This is a genomic window from Wenzhouxiangella sp. YN9, assembly GCF_056324165.1.
The window spans coordinates 104,966-128,190 of the sequence record NZ_JBJNIP010000107.1 but is presented as its reverse complement, the minus strand read 5'-3'; the positions used below and the strand labels follow the sequence as shown (position 1 = coordinate 128,190).

At 65.1% G+C, this 23,225-nt stretch carries 17 protein-coding genes; 6 read left to right on the top strand and 11 right to left on the bottom strand.

From position 1 onward, the window contains the following. Positions 1–59 precede the first annotated feature (59 nt). From msrA to ACEWQ0_RS10375, 4 genes are all read right to left on the bottom strand, one after another. Entirely contained in the window at positions 60–638 is a 579-nt protein-coding gene (gene msrA / locus ACEWQ0_RS10390) for a peptide-methionine (S)-S-oxide reductase MsrA (RefSeq protein ID WP_476485322.1), read from the bottom strand. A 92-nt stretch (positions 639–730) separates the two neighbouring features. Further along, positions 731–1,291 (bottom strand): peptide-methionine (R)-S-oxide reductase MsrB, encoded by a 561-nt coding sequence (gene msrB, locus ACEWQ0_RS10385; RefSeq protein WP_476485311.1) that lies wholly within the window; start codon positions 1,289–1,291, stop codon positions 731–733. An 82-nt stretch (positions 1,292–1,373) separates the two neighbouring features. Then, the gene (parE, locus tag ACEWQ0_RS10380) at positions 1,374–3,263 is read right to left on the bottom strand and encodes a DNA topoisomerase IV subunit B (RefSeq protein WP_476481830.1); all 1,890 of its coding nucleotides are present in this window, start codon (positions 3,261–3,263) and stop codon (positions 1,374–1,376) included. Between the two features lie 58 nt (positions 3,264–3,321). Beyond that, positions 3,322–4,434, bottom strand: coding sequence for an energy transducer TonB (locus tag ACEWQ0_RS10375; protein WP_476485310.1), 1,113 nt, complete (start codon positions 4,432–4,434; stop codon positions 3,322–3,324). Positions 4,435–4,509: 75 nt separating this feature from the next. Here ACEWQ0_RS10375 and ACEWQ0_RS10370 point away from each other — a divergent pair, with 75 nt between their 5' ends. Beyond that, on the top strand, positions 4,510–5,322 hold the full coding sequence (locus tag ACEWQ0_RS10370) for an Nmad3 family putative nucleotide modification protein (RefSeq protein WP_476485309.1): 813 nt from the start codon (positions 4,510–4,512) through the stop codon (positions 5,320–5,322). 17 nt (positions 5,323–5,339) lie between these two features. Here the strand turns inward: ACEWQ0_RS10370 and ACEWQ0_RS10365 are convergent, their stop codons facing one another. Both ACEWQ0_RS10365 and ACEWQ0_RS10360 read right to left on the bottom strand, forming a co-directional pair. Then, positions 5,340–5,582, bottom strand: a complete 243-nt coding sequence (locus ACEWQ0_RS10365; protein WP_476485308.1) for a DUF7513 family protein — start codon at positions 5,580–5,582, stop codon at positions 5,340–5,342. Further along, positions 5,579–7,114 carry a Na+/H+ antiporter NhaC family protein gene (locus ACEWQ0_RS10360; protein WP_476481834.1) on the bottom strand — a complete coding sequence of 512 codons (1,536 nt, stop codon included), beginning with the start codon at positions 7,112–7,114 and terminating at the stop codon, positions 5,579–5,581. The genes ACEWQ0_RS10365 and ACEWQ0_RS10360 overlap by 4 nt, the downstream gene beginning before the upstream one ends. Before the next feature lie 184 nt (positions 7,115–7,298). Here ACEWQ0_RS10360 and ACEWQ0_RS10355 point away from each other — a divergent pair, with 184 nt between their 5' ends. Together ACEWQ0_RS10355 and ACEWQ0_RS10350 are read left to right on the top strand one after the other, a co-directional pair. Beyond that, positions 7,299–9,701, top strand: a complete 2,403-nt coding sequence (locus tag ACEWQ0_RS10355; protein WP_476485307.1) for a Lon protease family protein — start codon at positions 7,299–7,301, stop codon at positions 9,699–9,701. Beyond that, complete coding sequence (locus ACEWQ0_RS10350; protein WP_476485306.1) at positions 9,691–10,569, top strand: hypothetical protein; 879 nt, start codon at positions 9,691–9,693, stop codon at positions 10,567–10,569. The genes ACEWQ0_RS10355 and ACEWQ0_RS10350 overlap by 11 nt, the downstream gene beginning before the upstream one ends. On the opposite strand, the gene ACEWQ0_RS10345 is transcribed toward ACEWQ0_RS10350, so the two are convergent. After that, entirely contained in the window at positions 10,566–13,154 is a 2,589-nt protein-coding gene (locus ACEWQ0_RS10345) for a bifunctional aspartate kinase/diaminopimelate decarboxylase (protein ID WP_476485305.1), read from the bottom strand. The genes ACEWQ0_RS10350 and ACEWQ0_RS10345 overlap by 4 nt on opposite strands. A gap of 123 nt (positions 13,155–13,277) precedes the next feature. Between ACEWQ0_RS10345 and ACEWQ0_RS10340 the strand changes: the two genes are divergently transcribed. Next, complete coding sequence (locus ACEWQ0_RS10340) at positions 13,278–14,075, top strand: PP2C family protein-serine/threonine phosphatase (protein ID WP_476481838.1); 798 nt, start codon at positions 13,278–13,280, stop codon at positions 14,073–14,075. 14 nt (positions 14,076–14,089) lie between these two features. Further along, on the top strand, positions 14,090–14,605 hold the full coding sequence (locus ACEWQ0_RS10335) for an FHA domain-containing protein (protein ID WP_476481839.1): 516 nt from the start codon (positions 14,090–14,092) through the stop codon (positions 14,603–14,605). Positions 14,606–14,636: 31 nt separating this feature from the next. On the opposite strand, the gene crp is transcribed toward ACEWQ0_RS10335, so the two are convergent. Continuing rightward, on the bottom strand, positions 14,637–15,266 hold the full coding sequence (gene crp, locus ACEWQ0_RS10330; protein WP_476481840.1) for a cAMP-activated global transcriptional regulator CRP: 630 nt from the start codon (positions 15,264–15,266) through the stop codon (positions 14,637–14,639). 280 nt (positions 15,267–15,546) lie between these two features. On the opposite strand from crp, the gene speD reads away from it, so the two are divergent. Next, positions 15,547–16,338 carry an adenosylmethionine decarboxylase gene (gene speD / locus ACEWQ0_RS10325; RefSeq protein ID WP_476481935.1) on the top strand — a complete coding sequence of 264 codons (792 nt, stop codon included), beginning with the start codon at positions 15,547–15,549 and terminating at the stop codon, positions 16,336–16,338. A gap of 77 nt (positions 16,339–16,415) precedes the next feature. Here speD and ACEWQ0_RS10320 read toward each other — a convergent pair whose 3' ends face one another. The 3 genes from ACEWQ0_RS10320 to ACEWQ0_RS10310 all read right to left on the bottom strand — a co-directional run bounded on the left by ACEWQ0_RS10320 (position 16,416) and on the right by ACEWQ0_RS10310 (position 23,136). Next, positions 16,416–19,853 carry a hypothetical protein gene (locus tag ACEWQ0_RS10320; protein WP_476485304.1) on the bottom strand — a complete coding sequence of 1,146 codons (3,438 nt, stop codon included), beginning with the start codon at positions 19,851–19,853 and terminating at the stop codon, positions 16,416–16,418. Beyond that, positions 19,850–21,106 (bottom strand): metallophosphoesterase family protein, encoded by a 1,257-nt coding sequence (locus ACEWQ0_RS10315; protein WP_476481842.1) that lies wholly within the window; start codon positions 21,104–21,106, stop codon positions 19,850–19,852. Before ACEWQ0_RS10315 ends, ACEWQ0_RS10320 begins: the two co-directional genes overlap by 4 nt. A gap of 74 nt (positions 21,107–21,180) precedes the next feature. Next, positions 21,181–23,136 carry an ATP-binding cassette domain-containing protein gene (locus tag ACEWQ0_RS10310; protein ID WP_476485303.1) on the bottom strand — a complete coding sequence of 652 codons (1,956 nt, stop codon included), beginning with the start codon at positions 23,134–23,136 and terminating at the stop codon, positions 21,181–21,183. Positions 23,137–23,225: the final 89 nt, after the last annotated feature.

The following is a 23,225-nucleotide window of genomic DNA, read 5'->3' as shown; positions in this document are numbered from 1 at the left end:
TGCCGATTTGCGGCACGAAGCGAGCGTGACAGAAGTCATGGATTGTCCCGCAGGGGTGTTCAGCCGCCGGCTTCGCTGCCCCACACGCTTTCGAGCCGCTCGTCCCGGCCGCAGCGCCAGCGGTAGTATTTGTAGCGCATCGGGTTTTGCCGGTAATAGTTCTGGTGCTCCTGCCCGGCCGGATAAAAGGCCTCGAACGGTTCGATGGTCACGGCGATGGACTCATCGAAGCGCTCTTGAAGCGCGCGCCTGCTTTCTGTGGCCAGCCGTTGCTGGTGCTCGTTGCTGACGAAAATCGCCGGCCGGTAGCTGTCGCCGCGGTCGCAGAACTGGCCGCCGCCGTCGAATGGATCGACGTTGCGCCAGTAGATCTTCAGCAAGTCACGATAGCCAACCCGCTTTGGGTCGTAGACGATCTGCACGACTTCCAGATGGCCGGTGCCGCCGCGCACTACCTGCCGGTAGGAGGGGGCCACCGCGTGGCCGCCGCTGAAGCCCGAAATCGTCTCGACGACGCCATCGATCCGGTCGTAGGGCGGCTCCATGCACCAGAAGCAGCCGCCGGCGAAGGTTGCCCGCTCGAGTCCACCGTCATCGGCCGCCGTCGCCGCGCTCGCGATGAGGCTCATCACCAGCATCACGGCCAGGGGCAAAACACGAACGCCGTGAAGTGGAGTACGAGAGCCACGAAGCGTTGAAAGACCGAGCATGTCAGGCACCCCGTCGACGGCTACTGGCGCAGTGCCGGCAGTGACTCGCCTTCGGGGACGAAATCGAGGGCTGCGCCGTTGTTGCACCAGCGCTGGCCGGTGGGTTCGGGGCCGTCGTTGAAGACGTGGCCTTGATGGCCGCCGCAGCGCGCGCAGTGGTACTCGGTGCGCGGCCAGATCAGCCGGAAATCCTTGCGGGTTTCCATGTGGTCGGCGTGGATCGGCTGGTAGAAACTCGGCCAGCCGGTGCCGGATTCGAACTTGTGCTCGCTCGAGAACAGCGGCAGGGCGCAGCCGGCGCAGATGAAGGTGCCGGCGCGGTGCTCGTCGTTGAGCGGGCTCGAGCTGGAGCGCTCGGTGGCCTCGCGCCGGAGCACGCGGTATTCGTCGGGCGTGAGGATCTCTCGCCAGCGAGCATCATCGAGTTCCAGCGGCTCGAATGACTGGGGGAGCGTGAGCGAATGCATGGTCTCTCCTGCAAGGCTGCCAGTGGGCAGGCCGCCCAGCCAGAGCAGCGGAAACGAACCCGCCGCCAGTCCCAGCAGGCGCCTGCGCGATGAAGAGCGGATCTGCGTTGTCATGTCCCAATTGGAACAGATTCGGCGTCAGGAGTTCGTCAACGCCTGCGCGGTCAGGCGGCGAATGGCCGCTTGTCGCCCGGGTTCAAACCTCGATGTCGGCCAGGTTGCCCTTCTCTTCAAGCCAGTTGCGGCGGTCGGCAGCGCGCTTTTTACCCAGCAGCATGTCCATCAGGGCGTCGGTGCCGGCAGCATCGTCGACGGTCAGCTGCAGCAAACGACGGGTGTCGGGGTCGATCGTGGTCTCGCGCAGCTGCAGCGGACTCATCTCGCCCAGGCCCTTGAAGCGGGTTTCGGTGACCTTGCCCTTGAGCTTTTCGGCCTCGATCAGGGCGAAGATGCCCTGACGCTCTTCGTGGTCGAGCGCGTAGTGGGTCTGTTTGCCCACGTCGATGCGATAGAGCGGCGGCATGGCGACGAAAATGCGCCCGGCCTCGACCAGCGGCCGGAAGTGCTTGAGAAACAGTGCTGCCAGCAGGGTGGCAATGTGCAGGCCGTCGGAGTCGGCGTCGGCCAGGATGATGACCTTGCCGTATCTGAGCTTGCTCAGATCGTCGGAGCCCGGGTCGACGCCGATGGCAATCGCCATGTCGTGGACTTCCTGTGATCTCAGCACCTGGGCCGGGTCGGTTTCCCAGGTGTTGAGGATCTTGCCTCTGAGCGGCATGATTGCCTGGAATTCGCGGTTGCGCGCCTGCTTGGCGCTGCCGCCGGCCGAGTCCCCCTCGACGAGAAACAGCTCGGTTTCTTCCAGATCAGTGGAGGCGCAGTCGGCCAGCTTGCCGGGCAGGGCGGGGCCGGCGGTGACCTTGCGCCGGGCAACCTTCTTGCGCGCTTTCTGGCGCTTGAGGGCGTTGTCGATGGCGAGCCTGGCGATCGCTTCGCCGTCGGCCACGTGCCGGTTGAGCCACAGCGCGAAGGCGTCCTTGACCACGCCCGAGACAAAGCTCGCGGCCGAGCGCGACGACAGGCGCTCCTTGGTCTGGCCGGAGAACTGCGGATCATCGAGCTTGATCGACAACAGGAAGCTCAGACGCTCGAAGACATCCTCGGGTGCGAGCTTGACGCCGCGCGGCAGCAGATTGCGGATCTCGCAGAACTCGCGCAGGCCCTCGATCAGGCCGGTGCGCAGGCCGTTGGTGTGGGTGCCGCCGGCCGGCGTGGGAATCAGGTTGACGTAGGACTCCTGCACAAGATCGCCCTCGGGCACCCAGGTCAGTGCCCACTCGGCTTCCTGGTCGGCGCCGGAGAAATCGCCCGTGAAGGGGTCTTCGGGCACGCGCTCGAAGCCTTCGAGGCGTTCGGTCAGGTAGTCCGTCAGTCCGTCCTCGAACTGCCAGGATTCGGTCTCGTCATTGGCGCGGTCGTCGAGCCGGACTTCCAGGCCGGGGCAGAGAATGGCCTTGGCCTTGAGCAGGTGCTTGAGCTTCGGGCGCGAGATGTTGGGCGAGTCGAAGTACTGCGGGTCGGGCCAGAAATGCAGCTGCGTACCGGTATTGCGCCGGCCCACCGAGTCGATGACGGTCAGCGGTTGTTTCGTCTCGCCGCCGGCAAAGATGATTTCATGCTCCTCTCCGGCGCGCTTGATTCGACAGACCAGTTTTTCCGACAGCGCGTTGACCACCGACACGCCCACGCCGTGCAGGCCGCCGGAGAACCTGTAGTTCTTGCCGGAGAATTTGCCGCCGGCGTGCAGTCGGGTGAGGATCAACTCCACGCCGGGCAGCTCGTGCTCGGGATGCGGGTCGACGGGCATGCCGCGGCCGTCGTCGGTGACCTCCACGGAGCCGTCCTCGTGCAGGATCACGTCGATGCGCTTTGCGTGGCCGGCCAGCGCTTCGTCGACGGCGTTGTCGACCACCTCGGCAATCAGATGGTTGGGCCGCGTGGTGTCGGTATACATCCCCGGCCGGCGGCGAACCGGCTCGAGGCCCTGGAGAACCTCGATATCGGAGGCCTGATAGGCATTGGTCATGGCGTGATGGCTGCTGTCGCTTTCCTGTGCATCACACCATTATGGCGCAACTGCCGCTTCAGTCCGAGAGCGAATAATCCTCGTAACTGCGATAGGTCGCCCGCGCATGCTGCCGGCCTTCCTCTACCAGGTCATTGAGTCTGAACAGTCGTGTGTAGAAGGTGGCAGCAAGGTCAGGGTCATCGAACTGTGGGACGGAGTGCTCGATATGCCAACTTTCCCGCTCGGTTACAAGCAGTTCGACGATCTCGGAGGTCAGCTGGAACTGCTGCTCAAGGCTGCTGATTGCGTCTGCCAGCATGGCCTGATCGAGCGAGCCGCTGAAGATGTGAGTCAGCAGCACGAGGGTTGCCTGATCATAATCCGTATGGCTGGCCAAGGCTTTGTGGCGGGCCCGCATTTCTTGATGAGTGGCTCTGAGTCGGTCAATGTACTCTTCCAGCGCTGCGCGCATTTCACCCATAGTGGCCTGCGTTTGAGTCAAGTCGGGATCCTTGGTGAAAGTCTCCTTCAACAACAGCAGGTCGGGGAAGCCAAGCTCATGCAAGCGCTGCCAGGCGGTCTGCGCCAGGTCGATTTCTGCAAGCAGCCCATCTCGGTGGTAACGCCAGACTTGTCTGCCTGCGTCATCCAGCGTGGGTTCGGTCGTCCCGGTGATGGCGTCGTGCAACTGGTCGATCGTCAGGTAGCCGTTGTATGAATCGGCGGCCAGCGCGTACAGGGCGCCGATTTCACCGAGCAGCGTCAGCGTGCTGTCGTCGAGCTGCAGTGGTTCCTTGGGGCAGTCGGTCGGATCTTCGCTGGCGAGCGTAAACTCGAGCTGTGTCTTGAGTGTGCGGGTCGTGGGCTGGCCGTCGCGGCACTCGGGCAGATATTGCCATTGATCAAGTGCGCGGCGCGCGGCCCGGTCGAAGATGCCCGGGGGGTCGCTTTCCAGTACTCTGGCTGCGTCGACACGACCGGCCTCGTTGACGTTTATTTCCAGCACCACGATGCCCTCGATACACATCAGGATGGCTGGATGCGGATAGGCTGGGGGCGTTCGCTCTACCGGTTGAGCTTCCTGATCGGGTTGCAGACAGGAAGACGCCACGAGGTTGCTGGACAGCCCCGTGGTCAGCAAAGCTGCCAGGATGAAGATTGCAGTTGACCCAGGATTGAAATTTCGCATGATTGTGCTCACCAACGCCAGTTGTCACCAGAGGGTAACGAATGCCCGGTTTTTGCGCAAATCAGCAGGCCGGACGTGAAAATCATACTCAGCCGCAAGGGTTTCGACTCGAGCTCGGGTGGCGTGCCCAGCCCGATTCTTCCCGACGGGCGCATCGTGTCTCTTCCGATTCCCGACCCGCTTTCTCCGCTGCGCTACGGTGATATCGGTCGTGACATTGGTTGCCTGGCTTCGAACCTGACGCGTGGGCGCATCCGGCGCAGTTCACGCGCCCATCTCGATCCTGATCTGGTCGCCGCAGACCGGCCGCGGCATCCGCAATGGCGCCCGATTTTCGGTCAGGCCGGCGCCGCCCAGGGCCATCTGGCACGGCAGGGGGTCGGGCCTGGCGATGTCTTTGTTTTCTTCGGGCTGTTTCGTCGCGCGCTGCGCCAGCGCGGTCGCTGGGTTTTCGACCCGGCGGCTGCCCGCCGACACGTCATCTGGGGCTGGCTGCGTATCGCCGAGATCTGGGCCGTGGACGACTGCGGCGAGCGGGTTCGTCAGTGGGCGGGAGAGCACCCGCATTTTGCGCGGGCACCTGATCCGAACAATACCGTGTACCTGGCAGCGTCGAAGGCTGATGCCGGCGTGTTCGAGCGCGTTGCCAGCCACCGAGTGCTGACCCATCCCGACAGCGAGCGCCCCGGCCTGTGGCGCCTGCCGGAGTGGTTTCGCCCGCGCGCCGGGCGCTGGCCGCTGAGCTATCACCGGCGCAGCAGTCGCTGGCAGCCGCAAGCCGGAGTGACGTTGCTCGAGGCGGTCAGTCGGGGCCAGGAGTTCGTGCTCGACACCCGACATTATCCCGAGGCGCGTTGCTGGCTCGATCAGCTGCTTGACCGGGGGTGACCCCGGGCCGGTGGCGGCTATTGCGCGCTGACGCGCGCCTTGCCGCGATGGGCTGCCTTGTCGAAGGAGTCGATGGTGATCTCGACCAGGGAATCAACCTGCGCCGCCGAAGCGCCTTCGACCTCGATCAGGGTATCGCCCACCCGGGCTTCTCCGCGGCCGGCGTCAAAGCCGGTCAGGTAGACCTCGAGCTGTTGGCCCGGCTCGAAGGCCGGCGTGGCCGTGCGGAAACGCCAGTTGGCAAACAGTCCTTTGCTCATGATTTGCTGCTCCGGTTGCTCAGGCGGTCGGTGGTGTATTCGCGGCCGAAGCCGGTCCAGGCCGAAACCAGGAAGACGATGACCAGCAGCCACCCCTGGAAGACCCAGGGCCAGGCCTGGATGGGAGCGACGACCATGTCGCGGGTGAACCAGTCGTATTGATCGACCAGAGCCACCATTTGCGTATAGCCGACCAGCACGCCGCCGGCCCAGGGGAAGATGTAACCCAGTGCCGAGGTGTTGGCATCAAGAATGTTGGCGCGCCGGTAGCCGTTGATATTGAAGCGTTTGCCGATGGTGGCGACATACGGTGCCACCGCGATTTGCGCCGCGGTGTTGATGGTGATGGCCGCGTTGATCGAAGCGGTGGCGATAACCATCACGACCTCGGCCGAGCGCACTGATCGGGCCAGGGTGCGCAACAGCCAGTCCTGCAGCGCGTGGAAGGCCCCGCCGCGCATCATGATCTGGGCGCCGGCGATCACCAGCAGGATCAGCACCGCCAGGTCGGCGAAGCCGAGTGCCCCGTCATAGAGGCTGCCGCCGACGCCAGCGTCGGCCCCGGCGACCACTTCGACCAGCGGCCAGCTGCCGAAGGTGGCGGCGGCCCAGCCGCCCTCGGCGACATTGAATACCAGCATGTCGGTGCCGGGGGCCAGGCCGAAGACCAGGTTGACGATGATGGCCACGATCAGGCCCCAGGAGATGGCTTCGATGATGTGTCGTCCGGCAATGGCGGTGAAGATGACCGCACCCATCGATACCAGGTGCAGCAGGCCGGCCGGGTTGACCCGGTCGCGGAAGGCTTCAGCCACTTCGGGCGCGATGGCGCGGCCGCTGAACAGTGCGCTGGCGATCACGTAGGCGATCAGCGACAGTATCGCGGCGATGATGGCGTACTTGAAGCGGCTGGCGACCACGCCACCGACGTCGGAATCCTGAGTCACGGCGCTGACGATGGTGGTGTCGGAAACCGGCGCCAGATTATCGCCGAACACGGCGCCGGAGAGAATCGCGCCGAACATGATGACCGGATCGGCGCCGAGCGCGACGCCCGCCGGGAAAAACAGGGCGACAAAGGCGATGACCGTGCCGTAGCCGGTACCGATGCCGGTGGCCAGCAGGGCAGCGAGCAGGAAGGTGATGGCCGGAAACAGCAGCGGCCCGATGCCGCCGATGACGGCCAGCCAGCCGAGGCCGTCGACAAAGGCGCCGACCTGCAGCGTGCCGGCAAACATGCCGGCCCACAGCCAGGCGACGATGGCAGTAACCGCCACCGGCTGGGCCATGCCCTCGAAAACCGTGTCGGCGTAGACTTTCCAGTCGCCCTTGACGAACAGCATGCCCAGGATCAGCCCGACGAGCATGCCGATAATCAGGCCACCAGTGTCGCTGATGCCCATCAGGCCCGACTGGAAAATGGCCCAGACGATGAAAAACAAGATGGGCAGAGCGCTGAGCGCCCGGCCGCCACGAAACTCGATGTTGCCTGTCGGGGCCGTGTCCGGTCCGGCGGTTTCCGGCTGATTCATGTACTCGATTCCCTCTTGGGCTGCAGGTCAGCAGCAATCTGGTGACGATAATCAGCGCCAGAGAATAGCGTTGATCGGCACGGCAGTTCAAGCCGGCGAACCCATGACTGGCTGAATCCACCCGCTCGATCCTGCCGATGGGTTAGATTGAAGGGCAGTGACCGTGTGCGCAAGGATCCAAGGAATGCCTGACATCAAACCACTGGATGGTGACCAGGTCTACCGGCGCTGTCGTGCCGAGACCCTTGACTTCGAAACCACCGCCGATCTCGAAGCGCTGGCCGCGCCGATCGGGCAGGAGCGCCTGCTCGATGCGTTGCGCTTTGGCACCGGCATTGAAAATCACGGTTTCAATCTGTTCGTTCTCGGACCGCGCGGTTTCGACCGCCATACGCCAGTTCAGCGCTTTCTCAAAGACCGCGCCACAAGTCAGCCGGCGCCACCGGACTGGTGCTACGTTCACAACTTTGCTGAACCGAATTGCCCGCAGGCGCTGCAGCTCGATGCAGGCCGGGGTCAGCGCCTGCGTGCGGACATGGACGGTTTTATCGAGGAGCTGCGCACCGGCGTTGCGGCAGTGTTCGAGAGCGAAGAGTATCAGGGCCGGATGCAGGATCTGCAGGAGGAGTTCGAGCAGCGTCAGCGCAAGGGCCTGAGTGCCATCAGCGAGGAGGCGAGTGAGGCCGGTATCGCGCTCGTTTCAACCCCCGGGGGGTTCAGCCTGGCGCCCATGCGCGACGGCGAAGTGCTGGAACCGAAGGAGTACGAAAAGCTGCCCGAAGACGAGCGCAAGGCGGTCGAAGAGAAAATTGCCGAGCTGCAGAAAAAGCTGCAGCAGCAGATTCAACGCGTGCCGGCGCTGCGCAAGGAGCTGCGTGAGCGTGTGCGCAAGCTCAACGAAGAAATGATCGGGCTGGCGCTGGGCGAGCCGGTCGAGGAGCTCAAGCAGCAGTGGTCGGACCATGCGGACGTCAGCGCCTGGATTGATGCCGCGCGCGAGCACGTCATCGAGAATGCCGCGGCCCTGCGTGGCCGCGACGGCAGCGGGCCGCCCGAAGGTTTGCTCGAGCGCTTTCGCGTCAATCTGCTGATCGACAACTCCCGGGCCGAGGGTGCGCCGGTCGTCTACGAGGACCTGCCGGGCCACCATCATCTGGTCGGCAGCATCGAATACCAGATGCGCGAGGGGGCGCTGTATACCGATGTATCCCGGATTCGGCCCGGCGCCCTCCACCGGGCCAACGGCGGCTATCTGATCATCGACGCTGAACGCGTGCTCTCGCAACCGCTGGCGTGGCAGAGTCTCAAGCGCGCGCTTTTTTCCAGCGATGTGCGCATCGAATCGCTGGAGCGGCTCTACGGCATGGTCAGCACCACCAGCCTGCAGCCGGAAAGCATTCCGCTCTCGCTCAAGGTGGTGCTGGTCGGCGAGCGGCTGCTCTACTATCTGCTGGCGCAGCATGATCCGGACTTTCTCGAGCTGTTCAAGGTCGAGGCCGACTTTGAAGACCACATCGAGCGCAGCGATGCCAATCACATGCTCTATGCACGCATGCTCGCTGATCTGGCGCGACGCAGCGATTGTCCGCCGCTCGATCGCAGCGCCGTGGCGCGCATGATCGAGCACGCCAGCCGCCTGGCCGATGATCAGCGCAAGCTCAGCGCCAACGATCGGGTGCTGCGTGACGTACTCGCCGAGGCCGGCTACCTGGCCGGCCAGGCATCGTCGGATACCGTCAGCGGCGAGCACGTGGAGCAGGCCATCGAGCAGCGCAACGTGCGCGCCGGGCGTATGCGTGAGGCCAGCCTCGAGCAGATCAACCGCGGCACCGTCATGATCTCGACCGAGGGCAGAGCCTGCGGTCAGGTCAACGGCCTGTCGGTGCTTCAGCTCGGCGATTTCCGCTTTGGCCGGCCAGCGCGCATTACCGCGACCGCACGCCCCGGCCGTGGTCAGGTGGTTGACATCGAGCGCGAGGTCAAGCTCGGCGGGCCCATCCACAGTAAGGGCGTGCTGATCTTGTCGCGCTTCATCGCCAACCGCTACGCGCCCGATTCCGAGCTCTCGCTTGCGGCCAGCATCGTCTTCGAGCAGAGCTACGGCGGCATCGACGGCGATTCTGCTTCGCTGGCCGAAGCCTGCGCGCTGCTTTCGGCGGTCGCCGATGTGCCGCTGGCGCAATCGCTGGCGATGACCGGCTCGATCAATCAGCACGGCCAGGTCCAGGCTGTGGGCGGCGTCAATGAAAAGATCGAGGGTTTCTTCGACGTCTGCGAACAGGCGGGTGAGCTTGATGGGCACGGCGTGCTCATCCCCGCCGCGAACGTCGAGCACCTGATGGTCGCGTCGAGGGTTCGTCAGGCCCTCGCCGATGGTCGCTTCCGGATCTACGCCGTCAAAACGGTGGACGATGCACTGGCGCTGCTGTCGGGGCTGCCTGCGGGTGGGCGTGATGATGAGGGTGAATTCGCTGCCGACAGCTTCAATCGTCGCGTGGCCGATCGCTTGCAGGCATTTGCACGCGTGGCGCGCAAGCGTGGCGACAACGCGGAGCATGAGGCGAGGAATCGTGGCAATGACGCCTGAGCGCAAGCAGCGCCACGCGCGTGCTCCCGAGCGCAACAGCGACGGCCGGCCGGGGCGGATCATCGTGGTTGTTGACGCCTCGGCCGAGGCGTTGATGGCGTTGCGCTCGGCGGCGGCCATGGCCGCACAGCAGCGCCTGCCGCTGCTGGCCGTGATTGCCGATGAACCGGCACGAGCGCGCAGCGCCGCCTATCCGTTTGCCTGCGAGGTGGGCGCGCTCTCGGGCGCAATCCGACCGCTCGACCGCGCCGTGGTGGCGCGTCGCCTCAACCCCGGCGCCACCGAGATTCGGCGCATCATCGAGCGGGTCACTCGCCAGGCCAGGGTTTCCTGGGAGGCAATGGTGGTTCGCGAGCACCTGATCGACGAGGTGCTGGCGGTGTCCGGGCGCGATGATCTGCTGATGCTCGACCACGCCACGCCCCTGGTGCGCCCCGGAAGCAGCCTGGCCGCTGCCGCGCTGCGGCTGGCGCGCGCCGCCGAGGGCAGTGTGCAGATCAGCGTGACGGCCACCGCACGCCACCGTGGCCGGGTTGCGGTGCTGGTTGAGGATGCGGCTGCCGGCCCGGCACTGCTGGGCGCGGCCACGGCCCGGGCGCAATTGACTGCGCGCCGGCTCGTTGTGCTGGCCGCCCCGGATGCGGATAGGCGTGCGCACGCCCGGCTGACAGAGTTGGCCGCCAGCGCGCGCGTGCGCAGTCTGGCGAACCTGACCACCGGCGAGCTGCTGCGCGCTCTGGCCGAAGAACACGCCGCCGAACTGATGGTGGCCCGCGGCGGCGCCTGGCTCGAGTCACCCGCTGCCGAGCGTCTGCTGGCGCGCTGGCGCCTGCCGGTGCTGGTCGCTCCCGCCGGTATCGCCGACTAGTCGAGCACGAGCTCTTCGGCCGGCGCGCGCAGGTTGTAGCGCGAGGCCATGGCAGCACCATAAGCGCCGGCATTGGCCACCATCAGCACGTCGCCCTCGAATGACTCCGGCAGCAGCCGGTCGAGGCCGAGGATATCGCCGGTCTCGCAGATCGGGCCGACGATGTTGTAGACCTGATCGCCGGGCTCGTCGAGCCGGGTGAGGCTGACGATTTCATGCCAGGCGCCGTAAAGCGCTGGCCGGATGAGCGAGTTCATGCCGGTAGCCACACCGACATAGCGCACCCCGCCCTTGCTCTTGGTCTGTGTCACTCGCGCCAACAGCACTCCCGCCGGCGAGATGACATAGCGGCCCGGCTCGATCCAGACCTGGACCGAGCGCGGCAACTGCTGCTTGAGCTCGGCCAGTCCGCCGTCCAGCGCCGTGGTATCCAGCGGCAGCTCATCGGCGCGGTCGGGCACGCCCAGGCCGCCGCCAAGGTTGATGATTTCGACCGAATCGATGCGGCGGGCGGCCTCGCCCAGGGTTTCCAGGCTGCGATGCCAGTTGTCAGCGTGCATGATCCCCGAGCCGGTGTGCGCATGCAGGCCGCGAATGCGGATGTCGTGGGCACGGCACAGGGTCTGCGCGCGCTCGAGCTGGCTCAAGGGAATGCCGAACTTGGAGTGGCTGCCGGCTGTGCGTACCAGCTTGTGGTGCCCCAGGCCGGAGCCGGGGTCGAGGCGAAGAAAGACCGACTGCCCGGCCAGATCATGGCCCCAGTGTTCAAGCGCGTGCAGGTTGTCGATGGTCAGCAACAGGCCCATGGCTACCGCTTGGCGGTATTCCGCTCGCGGCGCGAAATTGGGTGTGAACAGGATATCGCCCGGCGTCAGCCCCGGTGCCTGTGCCAGCGCGTGACGGGCCTCGGCAAGGGACACGCATTCGATACCCAGACCTTCGGAGACCGCGGTTTGCAGCACCGCCGGGTGCGGGTTGGCCTTCATCGAATACAGCACATGATCGACCGAGTTGAGGCGGCACAGGCGCTGACAGGCATCACGCACCGTCGGCAGGTGGTAGACGTAGGCGCTGTCGCGATCTTCCATCAGGGCAAGCAGCTCGTTGCGGCGCGATTGCCACCACGGTGCGGTGGCAATCGGCGCGCTCTCGTCGCGGAACAGCTGCTCGAACGTTGGCCCGAACACCGAGTCGCCGCCGACGCCGCCGGGGATGACCTGCTGATGCAGCTGCTGCACCAGACGCTCGGCATGGCGGGATTCCACTACAAAGGTCAGATTGAGATCATTGGCCGCCTGACTGACCTGAAAGATGCGTCGCTGCTCGAAGACCTCCAGCGCAGGGCCAAGCCGGTGCAGGATCGTGCGAATGCCCAGCCCGACGAGGCTGACGGTCGCGCAGTCGGTCAGGATCTCGGTTTTGCACAAGCGGTTGAGCTGGCGGCCCAGCTCATCGAGCATGGCCTGGTCGGCGGCATTGGCGTTGGCGTCGAGCGTGAGGGTGACGTTGGACTCGGATGTCGAGATCTGGTCGACCGACAGGCCCAGCCGGCGAAACACTTCGAAGACCGAGGCAAGAAAGCCGACCTGTTGCCACATGCCGATATCCTCAAGCGAGATCAGCGTGATCGGCTGGCGCTGGACGATCGCCTTGACCTGGGCGCCGTGCTCCTTGATCGCAGGGGTGATGCGCGTGCCCTCGATGTCGGGCCGGTCGGTCTGGGCCATGTGAATTGCGATGCCATGCGCCTGTGCCGGTGCCAGGGCCGCCGGGTGCAAAGCCTTGGCACCCATGGCCGCCAGCTCCTGTGCTTCTCTGAAGCCCACTTGCTTCAGCAGGCGTGCGCCGGGCACGCGGCGCGGGTCAGCCGAAAACAGGCCCGGGATATCGGAGAAGATGTCAACGCGCTCTGCGCTCAGCACGGCGGCCAGACCGGTCGCCGAGGTGTCCGAGCCGCCGCGGCCGAGCAGAACCGTCTCGCCGGCGGGATTGGCGGCGACAAAGCCCGGCATCACCCAGATACCCGCTTCGTTTGCCAGGCGGTCGGCCAGGTCGGGGTCTGGCAGCGCTCGGCAGCGAGCGGAAAGATAGCAGGCGCGGCGACTGCGCTGCTCGCCTGCATCGCTGGTCAGCGCCCTGCCGCTGTCGAGCCAGCGGACGTCGTCGGCAGCACGCGCGAGCCTGGCGACCGCCAGCCGGCTGGAGAGCAGCTCGCCGAAGGCCAGCAGCCGGGCCTGGTCGGCCGGCTCACCGGCGTTGAAGCCTTGCTCGACAAGGTTGCGCAACGCGCTCAGTGTCTTGTCGAGGCTGTCGGCAGGCAGGCCCAGGGCGCTCAGCAGCTCGCGGTGCCGGCGCTCGATTTCGGCGAGCAGGGCTGCGGGGTCGGTGCTGCTGTCGATGTAGTCCTGGATCAGGTCGGTGATGCCGCGCAGCGCCGAGACCACAACGACCACTTTCAGCCCCTGTTTTCGCGCCAGCTCGACCTGCTCAACAATGCGCGGCCAGTTTTCGGCCTGTGCAACCGAACTGCCGCCAAATTTCAGGACGCGCCATGTGCTGGTTTGAGTGCCTGGAATTGTATTCATTACGTTATGCCGTTGAGGTGGATTCGCTGATTTGATCAAAATCCGCTATTCTGGCCGAAAAATGGGTCCGGATCCGTTCTTACAGGAGTGCAGGCTTCCGGAATTCTACGTGATAGTGCGAACATGAACAGCGTCACGGTCAGCAAGGGGAAAAGTCGATCAGCTTCAGCCAGTGATGTCGGGCGGGTACGGCGTGAGAATCAGGACGCGGTACTGGCCGACGAGCCGCTGGGCCTGTGGCTGGTGGCCGACGGCATGGGCGGCCACGCTGGCGGCGCCCGGGCCAGCTGTACGGCCCGGGATACGATTCGCGACCAGGTTCGCCGGGGCGGGGAGTTGGCCGATGCCGTTCTTGCCGCACACCACGCCATTCGCTCCGGGCAGCGCGAGCAGCCCGAGTTCAACGATATGGGTACAACCATCGTGGCGCTGCTGGAGCAACAGGGCCGCTATCAGATCTGCTGGGTAGGTGACAGTCGCGCCTATCGGTTTCGGCCCGACGGCAAGCGCCTGGAGATGCTCACCAGTGACCACAATGTGGCTGGCGTGCTGGTGGCCTCGGGTGCGCTGACGCCAGAGCAGGCCACTCGGCATCCACAGCGCCATGTGTTGACCGATTGTCTCGGGCTGAACGGAGAGGCCGCCCCGCGCATCGATACCATTCACGGCCAATGGCAGCCCGGCGACATGATTCTGTTGTGTTCCGACGGCCTGTCGGGTGAGCTCAGTGACGCCGAGATGGAGAGGATCGTGCGCTCCAGTCAGGCTGGAGATGCACAGCAGCTGGTCGACACGCTGTTGCAGGGCGCCCTGGCCTCGGGGGCGCGCGATAATGTGTCGGCGATCGTGGTGGCGGCGCCACCGGGCCTGCCGGGCCGGCGCTCGCGCTGGAAGTGGCCCTTCGGTAAGATAGGGCAATAATGGAGTGCAATGACATGAGCAGCGAAAACGGACGCAGCAGCCGCAAGGATCAGGGACCTCAGGGAACGCAGGTATTCAGCCGCGATGAGGTCAGCCAGCTGATCGAGGAGGCGGCGAGCGATCCGGTGTCGGGTTCACGCGCGCAGCTGACCGGCCTGAGCGCAGGAGTCAGCGTACAGTCGTTTGCGCTCAGTTCCAGCCGGATCATCGTCGGTCGGGCCGAAAGCTGTGATCTGAAGCTCGACGAGTCCAGCGTTTCTTCCGAGCACGCGCGGCTGGTGCGGGATTCGGCCGGCTGGCGCGTGGTCAACCTGTTGTCGACCAACGGCACTTTCGTCAACGATCGCAAGATCTCGAGTTCGGCACTGGCCAGCGGCGACCGGGTGCGCTTCGGTCGCGTGGAGTTCCGCTTCTTCGATCCGGATGATTCGCCGGAGGCTGCCGGGCACGACAGCCCGCGATGGCTGCCCTGGGCGGCGGTTGCCGCCGCTGCGGTCGTCGTGGCCGCGGCAGTCTACTGGCTTATCTAGGCGGGCACGGGGTCTGCGGCCGGGGCCGGGCTCAGGCCGGCGCACCCTTGTAGGTACCCAGCACCACCACGGTTTTCCCGGAAGCGCGGATCATGCCTTCTTCTTCGAGGTTTTTCATCACTCGCCCGGCCATTTCCCGCGAGCAACCCACGATGCGGCTCAGCTCCTGGCGCGTGATCTTGATCTGCGTGCCTTCGGGGTGGGAAATCGCGTCCGGTTCGCTGCACAGGTCGATCAAGGCCTTGGCGATGCGGCCCTGGGTATCCAGGAAGGCCAGATGGAAGACCTTGCGCCGAGTGTGGAGCAGGCGCTGGGCCAGCTTGGAGCCGATGGCCGTGAGGATGTCGATGGCGTGGTCGCGTAGCTCGTTGTCCAGCGCCTGGCGCAGGCGGTCGTAGGATACTTCGGCGACTTCGCACTTGCTGCGTGTGCGTACCAGCGATTCGCGCTGCGATGGCTTCATGAAAAGCCCCATTTCGCCGATGAAATCGCCCGGGTTGAGGTAGCTGAGGATCAGCTCGCGGCCGTCATCGCCTTCGGTCGAAACCGATACCGATCCTTCGATGATATAGAGCAGGCTGTCGCCCGAGTCGCCCGGTCGCATGACGGTGGTCTTGGCCGGGTAGTGCTGGCGCTGGCAGATGGAAAGAAACCGGTCCATAGCTCCGCGGTCAATTGGGTAAAACTGGAAATCTCTCATCACGTGTTCTGGTTTGAATGGTATGGATGCTTTTCGTTCCAGCGATCACGCGGGAACCCCTTGGAACCAGGGCATGCCCTGATGCGGCTGCCGACAATTTTGCCCCCGGGTTGTGACTCGCGTCAAACCCGGGATTATGCCGACTTCGGAAGTGTAACGGATTTCAGGGTGGAAACGGAGATGGACAATGATTGATAATCAGCGCGTTTACACCGGCGCCGGCACAGGTACTCAAACAGCAATGGCTTCTCGTCGCATCAAGCTGCACGGCTTCAATAATCTGACCAAGGCACTCAGTTTCAATATCTACGATCTGTGCTTTGCCACCTCTTCGACCGAGCGCGAGGAGTATATAGCCTATATCGATGAGGCCTACAACGCTGAGCGTCTGACCCGGATCCTTACCGATGTGTCCGAGATCATCGGGGCCAATATTCTCAACATCGCCCGGCAGAACTACGAGCCGCAGGGCGCGAGCGTGACCATGCTGATTGCCGAGGAGCCGGTCGATGGCGCCGCAGCCGGCGGATCAGCCGTACCAGGCCCGCTGCCGGAGTCGGTTGTGGGGCATCTGGACAAAAGCCATATCACCGCTCATACCTATCCCGAAAGCCATCCCCGCGACGGTATTTGCACGTTCCGTGCTGATATCGATGTTGCCACCTGTGGCGTGATTTCACCGCTCAAGGCGCTCAATTACCTGATTCACAGCTTCGAGTCGGACATCGTCACGGTCGACTACCGGGTGCGAGGTTTCACCCGGGACGTGCGCGGGCGCAAGCATTTCATCGACCACAAGATCACCTCCATTCAGGACTATCTGAGTCGCGATACCAAACGTGGCTACGAGATGATCGACGTCAACGTCTATCAGGACAATCTGTTCCACACCAAGATGCGGCTCAAGGAGTTCGAGCTGGATAATTATCTGTTCGGCAGCAACGCCGGCGAGCTCGACAAGCGCGAGCGCAACCGCGTTGAAAAGCGCCTGCGCAAGGAAATGCAGGAGCTGTTCTACGGGCGGAACCTGTAGCGAACCACACCCGTGATCCGTGGCGCGGTGCGCCGGAAGGTCACGGAATGCATGCCGAGCTCCGCCGGCGCATCGGGCTAGCCCAGCGGGTCATCGATCGCGCTCACGATCCATTCGCGCAGGCTGGCGGCCTCTTCCGGGCCCAGGCCGGTTCGGCTCGACAGCTCGGCGGCGGTGATGGCGCTATCGTCGGCCCGGGCTGCCAGGAAACCATGGTCGCTCAGCCACTGCTCCAGCGCCTCGATGGTGTCGGCTCGGAAGCGCTTCACGCGACCGTCGAGCAGGCCATCGATCAGAGCCTGGGGGTGGCCGTCGACCCGCTCGAGCAGATCGAGCACGCGCGGCATGAAGGTATCGGTGATTTGTCCGAAGGCGGCCAGCGTGGCGGCGTCGACCGGACGATGATGGCGCTCGCGCCAGTCATCGAGGATCAGCCCGGCCGCCCGGCAGCGTCGTTCGAGCATCTCGCATTCGCTGGCGTCAAACAGTCTGTCGCCGGTGTCGCTGTCGAGATGCCCCGCGAGTTCGCCGACCCGCGACAGTTCCAGGCGCATCAGCCGTGCGGCCAGTGAGAGATCGTCGTGCAGCAGGTGGAAGACCTCGATCATGCCGCTGCCGAGCCACGGCCGAATTGGTCCGATGGCCGCTTTTCTCGCCCAGGTCTGGGGCGTGCTTTCGCCGGGCTCGGGCACCTCGCGTTTGCGCCGCTCACCTTCGGGCATGCGCAGCTCGAGCGGCTCGATCTGGTCGCGTCTGACTTCGGCCATGTCGATGATGTGAGGCTTCGGCCCGTCTTCGATCCAGGATGCCCAGGCGGCGGCTTCGTCACCCTGGGCGGTCAGATAGAACATCTGCCGACCGTCACTGGCGATGTCCTGGATCGACTGGACCACCAGGCGATAACGATCGGGATCGGAAGTGGTGAGCACTTCGTCCATGAAGACCGGCAGCGGTTCGCGGTTGTGCTCGGCCTGCTCGATCCAGGCCAGGCGGACGGCCAGCAGGAGCTGTGCGCGCGTGGCGGTGGAAAGCTCGGACAGGGCGCGGCCCTGTTCGGCGCGGGCGTCGAAAGCCTCGAAGCGTTCGCCGCGAAAGCGCAGTCGATAGCGATGATGGGTAAAGCGCTCGAACCAGTAGCCCGCCCGCCTGAGCGCGGCCGGTTCGTTGTCGGCCTGGTGTGCCATGCGCACGTCTTCGATCAGGGCCTGACCGACGGCTGCGAGCACGTGCTCATCGAAGTCGTTGGCCAGAGCCTCGCGCTGGCGCTCGAATTCTCCGGTCAGCTGCCATAGCTCGCGGCGATCGAGCAGATCTTCATGACGGGTATGGATGGTGGCGATGCGCCGGTTGAGCTCATCACGACGGTCCACCTTTTCGGCCAGGCTCTGGTGCTGCTGTGTCAGCTCGTCGCGTTGTTGTTTGCGCGCCTGCTCGAGCAGGGCCGTGTCTGTGCCGAGCCGCTGTTCAAGGCGGGCGATTTCCAGTGAGGCCGCACGGCGCTGGTGTTCAAGCTGGCGCCACTCCTCGTGCTGATCAATGCGCTTGACCAGGGTTTCGCGGTCGTCGCTGCCGATGCTGATCTGGGCGAACAGCTGCTGCCGACGCTGGCGCAGCATGTCGATATCGGCCTCGAGTTCGCCGATGCGGTGATGGTGCGCCTGGATCTCGTTGTGCAGTTCGGCGCTGGTGCGCATGCGCGGCGCCAGCTGGTGCAGTATCGCGGCCAGATCGCGGCTGGAGAACTTCGGCGTCAGCTCGAAACCATGGTGTGCGAGCAATTTGACCGCCTGCTTGCGGCTGGCTGCCTGGGCCGATCGATCGTGTTCGAGCGCCTGCTTGTGGCCGGCAACGGTCTGGTCGGCCTGCTGCCAGTCATGCAGCTGCCGCGCCCACAGCAGAAAGCTGGTTTCCAGCCGGGGTTCGGTCGTCAGCCCGGCCGCCTTGCTGCTGGACTGAAGCTGTTCGAGGGCCTGCTCGAGCCGGCTGCGCGCTTCGTTGAGCCGCGTGCGCAGATCACCGGCGTGGTTGTGCTGAACCTGACGATGCGTGGCCGCTTCGAATTCCTGTTCGAGACGGTCCAGCCGGGTCTCGACCTCCTCCTCGCTCCAGCCCAGCGGCGGCTCGACGCCGGTTGCATGAAAGCGCGAACGCGCGCCGGTGAGGTAGCGATAGCGCATCACGAAGCGCCACAGAAGAAAGGCCGGCACTCCGACCGCCAGCAGAATGAGCAGGACAAGTTCGCCAAACGGCTCGATTTCGCGCGGACCCAGCAGCCGCCAGCCCGCCAGCGCACCGGTAATCGACAGGCCGCTCCACAGCAGACCCTCGAGGCCACTCAGACGCGCATGCTCCAGCCACTCCATCAGTGTGTCGCGCGCTGATCGCAGCTGCTCCGGCGTGTCTTCGGCACGGTCCCGGGGGACGTGAAGGCAGGCCAGTTCGCCGCTGATCGAGCGCACTCTTTCGCGCTGATCGAGCACCTTTTCGACGCGCTGTTCGAAGGCCTGAAGCTGCGTCAGCGTCAGCTGAGGCTGGGTCTCGGGCTTGAGGTCGCCGAGGCGCTCGGCCGTGGTTTCGCGCTGCCGCATGCTCTGATCGAGCGCGGCGGCATGCTGGTCGATCCGGCGCTCGATATCGGCAAGCTCATCGCGGCGGTCGGCCAGCTCGGCCTGAAGGGCCTCGAGCTGCTGCGGATCAGCGCCGCCGCTGCTGTCCAGGCGCGACTGCGCTGTTTTCAGTGCCTGGCGCGTGAGGTCGAGGTCGCGATTGCGCTGCTCGATCTGCTCCTCGATCTGATCGAGGCGGGTCAGCTCATCGCCGTGCAGACGCTCCATGCCGCCGGGAAATTCCTCGATCAGCGTGTTCTCGAGCGCGTTGCGAGCAGCAATGGCATCTGCCAGCGCCAGCGCATCCTCACAGGCACGCAGTTGCCCCGCCGCCTGGCCGGTTTCCTCCAGCTCATGCTGCAGCATCGTGAGGGTGTCGAGTTCGTCTTTGAGCTCGGCGTATTCCTTCTGCTTGTCATCGATTGCGCGCGCCAGATCAAGTAGCTCCCGGGCGCGCTTTTGCGGCCGCGGAAGCGATGCCAGCGGCGGTTGTTCGAGCAGGGCGTCAAGATCGTAGCCGCCGGCCAGCAGCGTGCGGATCTGCGCGGCGATGTGGGCATCGGTATCGCCAAGTCGTGCCAGGTCTTCGGAGCTGATCAGGTAGGCGCCGACGTTTTCGCTGCCCGGCAGGCGCGGCGGCGGGGCTGGCTCACCGTTGTCAAACCAGCTGACCTGTGCGCCGTGACGCTCGCACTCCAGGGTGGTGTCGCCGCTGCGCCAGCGCGCCCGGATATGGCAGTAAGCCGGCGTCAGCTCCGGATAGAGCAGCGCGCGGACCGCACGAATGATGCTGGATTTGCCCGAGGCATTGGGGCCGGTGATGAAATTGATCGCGTCGGCATCGAACGCGACCGACAGCGGCTCCGCAAGCCCGGCCAGGTGGTGAATATCGAGGCGTTCGAGTTTCATTGTGCGCGCTCGCGCTGGGCGATCAGCCGAGTCAGTGCTGAGCGGGCGGCGCGCTTGAGCCACGCAGCCACGGCGGCATCATCCGGATCGGCGTGCAGCGGCTGGAACTCGCGGGCGCCGACGGTGGTGGCCATGGATTGCCGCGCCAGCCGGACCAGGCGCTGATATTCATCGCTGTCTGGGGACTCCAGCGCCAGCAGTCGCCGCGCCAGCAGCCCGCAGGGATCGCTGCGACCCGACAACTGTTCCAGGTCGAGCCTGGGCAGGATGCGGCACTCGATGCGCTGAACGAAACAGTGAACACCCTGTTCATTCCAGCTGCGGTGGTCGCCGGCCAGCTCAGCGGCGGCTTCTTCGATTCTGATGGCAGCCGTAGAATGGCCCGCAAGCGTCAGCCGCAGCCCCATGGCGGTGGGTGCGATGTCCTTGGCGACCAGCGACCTGACCTGCTTGCGGGCGGCAGCCAGAATGCGCTCGCTCAGCATTGCCGCATCTTCGACATCACTGCAGTCGATGGTCATGGCTTCGTAGCGCAGCGGCGCCAGCGTCAGCTGGTCAGCGGTGATGCCCTGGTCGTCGATCCGGATCAGCCAGGGGCCGCGCGATCCGGTCTCCGATGCCCGCAGCGCGGTGATCGAACCAAGGTAGCCCATCGGTCGATCTCCATCGAGCTCGTCGGGGCGGTGGACGTGGCCCAGCAGCCAGGCGTCAACGGGGGCCGCTTCCAGCTCGCGCCGGCTGACCGGCGCATAAGGACTGTCGGGCTGGTCGAGGTCGCAGTGGAGCAGGCCGATGAGGGGGCCGTCCGGCGACAGGGCCGGCAGATCCGGCAGCGGGCTCTGGCGGACCTGCGCACGCGGGAAGGACCAGCCCAGCACCGTGATGTCGTTGACCTTTTGTGTCTGCCACTGCCCGTTGCGGCCCAGCAGCTCCAGCGCGTCGATTTCATCGGCCAGCCGTGGCAGCACTTCGGTGTCGTGGTTGCCTGCGACCGCCAGGATACGGATTCCGCTGGCCGCCAGCTTCTGCACCCCGGCCTTGAGCTGGCCGTAGGCGACAAAGAAATCCCGCTCCTGATCAACGAGATCGCCGGCCAGCAGCACCGCATCGACGCGGTGCTGCACCGCCGCATCAACAGCGCGCGACCATGCGATGTCCGGGCCCAGCTGCTGGCGCCTGGCATGGAGATCGTCGGGAATCGCCGCGGGCGGGCGCCCCAGGTGCATGTCACCGATGGCAAGCAGGTTGGTCAAGTCGTCCCCGGTTGGTTGCTTCAACCGGTCAACATAAAGGATTCAAGGCGGGGCGACAAGACAGCGCCCGGCTTTTACCGACCGTGGCTGCAGGAGTGATCCCGGCCGGCAAGGCTCAACGCGTCCTGCTCTGCTTCCAGCGCCTCGGCGGCTTCCATCCACTCGCTTTCGATGGCCGCCAGCGACTGTTTGAGCTCGGCCTGACGGGCGAGAGTGTCTTGCAGTTCGCCAGACCGGTCTTCCTGGTAGAGCGTTGCGTCTGCAAGTCGGGCTTCAATGTCTTCCAGGGCGGCTGAGGCGGTTTCCAGTTTGCGGTCGAGTTTCTGCACCCGGTTCTGCAATGGTTTGAGGCGGGCGCGCTGAGCTGCGCGGTCGCGGCGCTGTGCCTTGCGTGATTCGGGCAAGCGGCCGTTGGCGCTGGCGCTGTTCTCGGCGGTGGCCCCGGGCGCTTCGCCCTCGGGTGAGCGCTCCTTGAGCCAGCGTCGGTAGTCGTCGAGGTCGCCCTTGAAGCTGCGCAGGCTGCCATCGGCCACCAGCCAGTAGTCATCCACGGTATTGCGCAGCAGATGGCGATCGTGCGAGACGGTGACGACGGCACCTTCGAAGCCCTGCATGGCGACGGTCAGGGCATGGCGCATGTCCAGATCGAGATGGTTTGTCGGCTCATCGAGCAAGAGCAGGTTGGGTGAGCGCCAGACCAGCAAAGCAAGCACCAGCCGCGCTTTTTCGCCGCCGGAGAACGGTCCTACTGCTGCGGTGGCCATGTCGCCGCGAAAGTCGAAGCCGCCGAGAAAGTCGCGCAGGTTCTGCTCGCGCTCATCCGGAGCGATGCGCTGCAGATGGGTCACCGGGCTGGCCTCCACGTCGAGCTGTTCGAGCTGGTGCTGGGCGAAATAGCCGATCGCCAGGTTGCGGCTGGCGGTAATGGTCCCGGCCAGCGGCTCGAGTTCGCCGGCCAGCGCCCGCACCAGCGTGGACTTGCCCGCACCATTGAGGCCGAGCAGGGCCACGCGATCGCCCGGCGCGAGGCTGGTGCTGACCCCGTCGAGGATGGTGGTCTGGCCGTAGCCCAGACGCACCTGGTCGAGGTGGATCAGCGGGCTGGCCGCGCGCGGTGGCTCGGGAAAAGCAAAGTCAAAGGGCGAGTCGATATGCGCGGGCGCCACCTTTTCCATGCGTTCCATGGCCTTGATGCGGCTCTGTGCTGCCCGCGCCTTGGTAGCCTTGGCGCGGAAGCGGTCGATGAACCTCTGCATGTGCGCGATTTCGCGCTGCTGCTTTTCGAAACTGGCCTGCTGCTGTGCCAGGCGCTCGGCACGTTGACGCTCGAATTCGCTGTAGCCCCCGGTGTACTGGTGCAGCCCGCGGTGCTCGATGTGGATGATCGAGGAGACCACGTTGTCGAGAAAATCGCGATCGTGGGAAATTACCACCAGGGTGCCGTCATAGCGTTTCAGCCAGCTTTCGAGCCAGACCACGGTTTCCATGTCGAGGTGGTTGGTTGGCTCATCGAGCAGCAGCAGGGCTGAAGGGGTCATCAGGGCCCGGGCCAGGCTCAGCCGAATGCGCCAGCCGCCCGAGAAGCTGCCCACCGGGCGTTGGTGTGCATCAGGCAAAAAACCCAGGCCGTTGAGCAGTGCGCCGGCCCGCGCGAGAGCGGTATAGCTGCCGGCCTCGTCCAGGCGAGCGTGCGCGGTCGCAATGGCGTGGCCATCGGCATGCGTTTCGGCACGCTCCAGGCGGGTTTCGGCTGCGCGCAGATCCGCATCGCCGTCGATCACGTATTCGATGGCCGGTCGTTCCAGGTCGCCGATTTCCTGGGCCATGTAACCGATGGTCCAGTCATCGGGCACTGACGCTTCGCCCTGATCGACGCTCATTCGGCCCAACAGCAGGCTGAACAGACTCGACTTGCCGCTGCCGTTGGCGCCGACCAGCCCGACCTTGTGGCCGGGGTGAATTGTGGCCGAAGCGTCTTCGAGCAGCGGCTCGGGGCCGTGGCGCAGGGTGATTCCGGAAAGTTGGATCATTGGGGTTGTTGGCAGGTTGGCTGGTTGCGAATGTCGGACGATAGCGATGCTGGCCGCGTATGGTAGCGCAGTAAAATTGCGCGCAAACC

Excerpts from the sequence above, each read along its gene's own strand:
- msrA (WP_476485322.1), bottom strand. The coding sequence starts at position 638 with ATGCTGGTGATGAGCCTCATCGCGAGCGCGGCGACGGCGGCCGATGAC.
- msrB (WP_476485311.1), bottom strand. The coding sequence starts at position 1,291 with ATGACAACGCAGATCCGCTCTTCATCGCGCAGGCGCCTGCTGGGACTG.
- parE (WP_476481830.1), bottom strand. The coding sequence starts at position 3,263 with ATGACCAATGCCTATCAGGCCTCCGATATCGAGGTTCTCCAGGGCCTC.
- ACEWQ0_RS10375 (WP_476485310.1), bottom strand. The coding sequence starts at position 4,434 with ATGCGAAATTTCAATCCTGGGTCAACTGCAATCTTCATCCTGGCAGCT.
- ACEWQ0_RS10365 (WP_476485308.1), bottom strand. The coding sequence starts at position 5,582 with ATGAGCAAAGGACTGTTTGCCAACTGGCGTTTCCGCACGGCCACGCCG.
- ACEWQ0_RS10360 (WP_476481834.1), bottom strand. The coding sequence starts at position 7,114 with ATGAATCAGCCGGAAACCGCCGGACCGGACACGGCCCCGACAGGCAAC.
- ACEWQ0_RS10355 (WP_476485307.1), top strand. The coding sequence starts at position 7,299 with ATGCCTGACATCAAACCACTGGATGGTGACCAGGTCTACCGGCGCTGT.
- ACEWQ0_RS10350 (WP_476485306.1), top strand. The coding sequence starts at position 9,691 with ATGACGCCTGAGCGCAAGCAGCGCCACGCGCGTGCTCCCGAGCGCAAC.
- ACEWQ0_RS10345 (WP_476485305.1), bottom strand. The coding sequence starts at position 13,154 with ATGAATACAATTCCAGGCACTCAAACCAGCACATGGCGCGTCCTGAAA.
- ACEWQ0_RS10340 (WP_476481838.1), top strand. The coding sequence starts at position 13,278 with ATGAACAGCGTCACGGTCAGCAAGGGGAAAAGTCGATCAGCTTCAGCC.
- ACEWQ0_RS10335 (WP_476481839.1), top strand. The coding sequence starts at position 14,090 with ATGAGCAGCGAAAACGGACGCAGCAGCCGCAAGGATCAGGGACCTCAG.
- crp (WP_476481840.1), bottom strand. The coding sequence starts at position 15,266 with ATGGACCGGTTTCTTTCCATCTGCCAGCGCCAGCACTACCCGGCCAAG.
- speD (WP_476481935.1), top strand. The coding sequence starts at position 15,547 with ATGGCTTCTCGTCGCATCAAGCTGCACGGCTTCAATAATCTGACCAAG.
- ACEWQ0_RS10320 (WP_476485304.1), bottom strand. The coding sequence starts at position 19,853 with ATGAAACTCGAACGCCTCGATATTCACCACCTGGCCGGGCTTGCGGAG.
- ACEWQ0_RS10310 (WP_476485303.1), bottom strand. The coding sequence starts at position 23,136 with ATGATCCAACTTTCCGGAATCACCCTGCGCCACGGCCCCGAGCCGCTG.